This is a genomic window from Flavobacterium sp. R1_16 (genome assembly GCF_057652095.1).
Genome location: NZ_JBYFCG010000033.1, coordinates 1 through 449 on the forward strand (window position 1 = coordinate 1; position 449 = coordinate 449).

Here is a 449-nt window from a genome sequence, read left to right on the forward strand (position 1 = left end):
ATATTAGTAATAGGCGTATTCAAATTGACTGTTTGGGCGTTAGTTCCAATACCTGATGACAAACTAATAGTGTTGTTATTAAGAATATCAACAACAACTGGTTTTATAACTGAACACGGTGCAATTGTACTCTTAATGTAATAAGTCCCAGATATTGTTATATTATTTGGATTGAGTAATGGAATAGTACCAGCTGCATCTTTCCAATATGAAATTACTGTACCAGTTGTACTACCAGCAGTTATTGCAGGTTTTGTGATATCTACCGACCCAGGTGAACAAACAAATGAAGGATTAGTAATGATTAAATTTATTGGATTTGGAATTGTAACTGTAACAGATTTTGATAAATTACAAGTAGCTGAAGATTCTTTAAAAGATATATCATCAATAGCAAAGTCATTTCCTGCTGAGATAATACTTCTATCATACATACAAATTTCAGCTGT

The 449-nt window shown here is 31.6% G+C and carries 1 protein-coding gene; it reads right to left on the minus strand.

Going from position 1 to position 449, the window contains the following annotated elements:
- The coding region (locus AC23L6_RS13375; protein WP_487565538.1) for a hypothetical protein at positions 1-434 on the minus strand (434 nt) is incomplete at its 3' end.
- Positions 435-449 lie beyond the last annotated feature (15 nt).